General features: G+C 65.3%; 4 protein-coding genes and 1 pseudogene. 3 read left to right on the top strand and 2 right to left on the bottom strand.

Translation table 11 applies throughout. The annotated features are described in order from the left end of the window. Positions 1–108, top strand: a pseudogene (locus tag JO059_RS20380) (hypothetical protein); the annotation flags it as partial. Here the strand turns inward: JO059_RS20380 and JO059_RS20385 are convergent. Further along, positions 107–835 carry a DUF2652 domain-containing protein gene (locus tag JO059_RS20385; RefSeq protein WP_293322060.1) on the bottom strand — a complete coding sequence of 243 codons (729 nt, stop codon included), beginning with the start codon at positions 833–835 and terminating at the stop codon, positions 107–109. The pseudogene JO059_RS20380 and the gene JO059_RS20385 sit on opposite strands and share 2 nt — an antisense overlap. Positions 836–946: 111 nt before the next feature. Here JO059_RS20385 and JO059_RS20390 point away from each other — a divergent pair, with 111 nt between their 5' ends. Both JO059_RS20390 and JO059_RS20395 read left to right on the top strand, forming a co-directional pair. Continuing rightward, positions 947–1,852 carry a haloalkane dehalogenase gene (locus JO059_RS20390; RefSeq protein WP_293322062.1) on the top strand — a complete coding sequence of 302 codons (906 nt, stop codon included), beginning with the start codon at positions 947–949 and terminating at the stop codon, positions 1,850–1,852. A 177-nt stretch (positions 1,853–2,029) separates the two neighbouring features. Then, the gene (locus JO059_RS20395) at positions 2,030–2,581 is read left to right on the top strand and encodes a hypothetical protein (RefSeq protein ID WP_293322064.1); all 552 of its coding nucleotides are present in this window, start codon (positions 2,030–2,032) and stop codon (positions 2,579–2,581) included. 19 nt (positions 2,582–2,600) lie between these two features. On the opposite strand, the gene JO059_RS20400 is transcribed toward JO059_RS20395, so the two are convergent. Beyond that, a complete protein-coding gene (locus JO059_RS20400) occupies positions 2,601–3,341 on the bottom strand; it encodes a 3'(2'),5'-bisphosphate nucleotidase CysQ (protein ID WP_293322067.1) in 741 nt (246 codons plus the stop codon). Between the last annotated feature and the right edge of the window lie 57 nt (positions 3,342–3,398).

Below are 3,398 nucleotides of genomic sequence, written 5' to 3' on the forward strand. Positions count from 1 at the left end.
CGAACGCCACCGACGCTCGGGTGGCGATCAACTGCGTCGACCAGCCCCCGATCACCGACCGCGCCAAGGTGATTGACGAAGACCGCCCTCGCGAGACCGCGGCAACTCAGGCGGAGATTTCTTCGGAGCCCCGGTTGAGGTTCCGGAAACCCTGAGCTGGTTCCTTCATGCGTAGCTTGAACGGCACCATCTTCCACTCAAACCTCGCCGTCGTCCCCAGCTTGCCGAACAAGCTGCGCTCGGGCACTGGGGGCGGTACGTCGGACGTTGCGAGGTCGATGTAATGCGTCGACGTTTCCCCAATGCCCTCGAAGTCGTGGATCAGCGGCTTGCACAGACCTCGGAACGATTCGTCGAGACAGGCCGCGACGGGATCGGTCATGAGCACGTACTCGACCACCGGTACCGAGTTTTTCAGCATTCGGTGGACCAGGATGACGTCCACCCCGGCAAGTTCGAGCCGACGCTTCACCTTTTGCTCCGCCACCTCGCCCTGGTGCACGACGAATTTCAGCGACAGGCTGTCCACTTGCGAGCAACTCGCACATTCGCAGGCAATGTCCCGCTTGAACCGCTCCCGCTGCGCAAGGAACGACTGGCGCATCCGTGACAGCCGCTCGCATACCAGCACTTTGGCGTTTCCGTCGGGCGCCCAGAAGAACGCCGCGTCACCCTCGAGCTTCGCCAACTTCAAACCTTTGCCAGCGTCGATGACGGCTTCCAGCAATCCGGCCACCGTCAGCTGCGCATGCGCCAGGTGTGTTCGATTCCAATGCATGTAATGCGTGTAGCCGCCGATGTCGGCAATGAGCAGAACAGCGCGCCGGATGGCCATGATGTCGGCATTTTAATGGTTGCTGGTGCACGCCTCAACGAAATCTCCCACTGGACGAAGTCGCGTCCTCGCGAGAGGCTTGCAAAGGTGCCACCACCGGAGGAGCCGAATATGGATGTGCTGCGAACCCCAGACTCCCGATTCGACAATCTGGAGGGCTATCCGTTCGTAGCGAATTACGTTGACGTGGCTGCCAGCGACACCCAGCCGTTGCGCATGCATTTCCTCGACGAGGGCCCGGCCGATGGCCCGCCAATCGTGCTGCTGCACGGCGAGCCGACGTGGAGCTACCTGTACCGCACCATGATTCCCCCGCTGGCCGACGCAGGACATCGCGTGCTCGCGCCCGATTTGATCGGCTTCGGCCGCTCCGACAAGCCCAGCCGGGTCGAGGACTACACGTACCTGCGACATGTCGAGTGGCTGACATCGTGGTTTGAGCAACTCAGGCTGAAGGACGTCACACTATTCGTCCAGGACTGGGGATCGCTCATCGGCCTGCGCATCGCCGCCGAGCAGGGTGACCGGGTCGGGCGGCTGGTGGTCGCGAACGGTTTCCTTCCCACGGCGCACCAACGCACGCCTCCCGCCTTCTACGCCTGGCGCGCCTTCGCGCGCTACTCGCCGGTGCTGCCCGCCGGTCGCCTGGTGGCCGCCGGCACCGTGCGCAGGGTTCCGGCCAAGGTACGGGCCGGCTACGACGCGCCCTATCCGGACAAGACCTATCAAGCCGGTGCCCGTGCGTTCCCTCAGTTGGTGCCGACCTCGCCCGACGATCCGGCAATTCCGGCCAATAGGGCTGCTTGGGACTCCCTTGGCAACTGGGAGAAGCCATTTCTCTCGATCTTCGGTACTCGCGACCCCATCCTCGGGCGCGCGGATCGTCCGCTGATCAAGCACATCCCCGGCGCGGCCGGTCAGCCGCACGCTCGCATCAACGCCAGCCACTTCATCCAGGAGGACGCCGGACCGGAACTGGCCGAACGCGTCCTGACCTGGCAGCAGGCCCTGCGATAGCCCCGCGTCACGGAGTATTGGCCAAGCGCGCAACACCGCGCATCAGCACTCTGCTGGCGGTGTGACGGACCTGATCCAGCGGGGAACCCCCCGCGACGGCGGTGCGGCTCCCAGACGCGGAAACAGCGCGAGGGGTCGATCTTGGCCTTCCGCAACAAGTCTCCGTAGAACCCCGGGATGGCATGGTGGTGGGTGTCGATCCGAAACATGAGTTGTTCCTCGGATACTCGGCATGCCGTCTCGCCGGATCTGTTGTCACGCGCCGCCGGATGCAACGATCGTGACATGGACGGCGCGATGATGGGCTTGGCGGGTGTGGTCGTGGGTGCATCGGCGATGGGTGTGGCCGGGGTCGCGAGATCGGCCGCCGATACGTTTCTTCCGCGATTGGTGGAAGACAACAACCATCGGCACCAGATCAACATGCAGTTGCATGCGCAGCGCCATGACGCGGTGCAACGGTGGCGGGCCGGCTTGGCGGAGGCGCGCGACGCCTACCGGCAATGGGCCCGGGGGCCGCGCACCGAGGATGCGCCCAACGTCGTCGGCGACGCATGGTTCGAGGCCTTGCGGCCACACCTGTCGAACTCCGGGGACGCGGCCGAATTCCGGACAGCACACGAAGTGCACTGCGATAACCCGACTCTCACCCTGCTCTCGCTCGAGATCGGACGGATCGAAAGTAACTGGACGGACGAGGCCAAGGGCCGTCGGCGGCTGCGCTTATAAGATCTTGCGTCGAGTGTTATTACTCGGCGCTCGGCGCGGTGACGGCGAGTACGGCTTGGGCGAGTTCTGGCCGGCAGACCAGCACGTCCGGCAGCTTGGGATCCGGCTGGTTGTAGGCCAGCGCGGACCCGTCGATCCGCGAGGCATGTAGACCGGCGGCCCGGGCCACCGCGACCGGGGCCGCCGAGTCCCATTCGAACTGGCCGCCCGCGTGCACGTACACGTCGGCCAGACCCTGAACGATGGACGCCACTTTGGCTCCGGCCGAGCCCATTTCCACCAGGACGCCGTCCAACGCGTCACGGACGGCCAGCGCGATGGCGGGCGACCGCGTGCGCGAGACCACGATGCGCGGCGTGCCCGGCATGGCCGGCGGCGCACCGACGGAAGGCGTTGCCAACGTGACGCCCTGCGCGGGCAGCGCGACCGCACCGGCGACGAGCTCGCCGACCCGCCAAAGCGCGACGTGCACCGCCCAGTCGTCACGCCCCAGCTCGGAGAATTCCCGCGTACCGTCGAGCGGATCGACGATCCACACCCGCTCCGAGCGCAACCGCGCCGGGTCGTCGGCGCCCTCCTCGGACAGCACCGCGTCACCGGGTCGCAGATTAGTAAGTGCTTCCAGCAGAAATTCATGGGATCGTTTGTCTCCCAAGGATTTCCGCTCGCTCGCATCGGCATCGAGGAACTCTTCGCGTATTCCGAGCAGCAGCCGCCCGGCCTCGGTGGCCAACCGCGCGGCCACAGCGTGGTCATCGATGGGGGAGTCCACGGGCATTCCTCAATATGTTGGTAGTGTTGACCAAATTTACCCTGC

Source organism: Mycobacterium sp. (assembly GCF_019247615.1).
Classification (GTDB): domain Bacteria; phylum Actinomycetota; class Actinomycetes; order Mycobacteriales; family Mycobacteriaceae; genus Mycobacterium.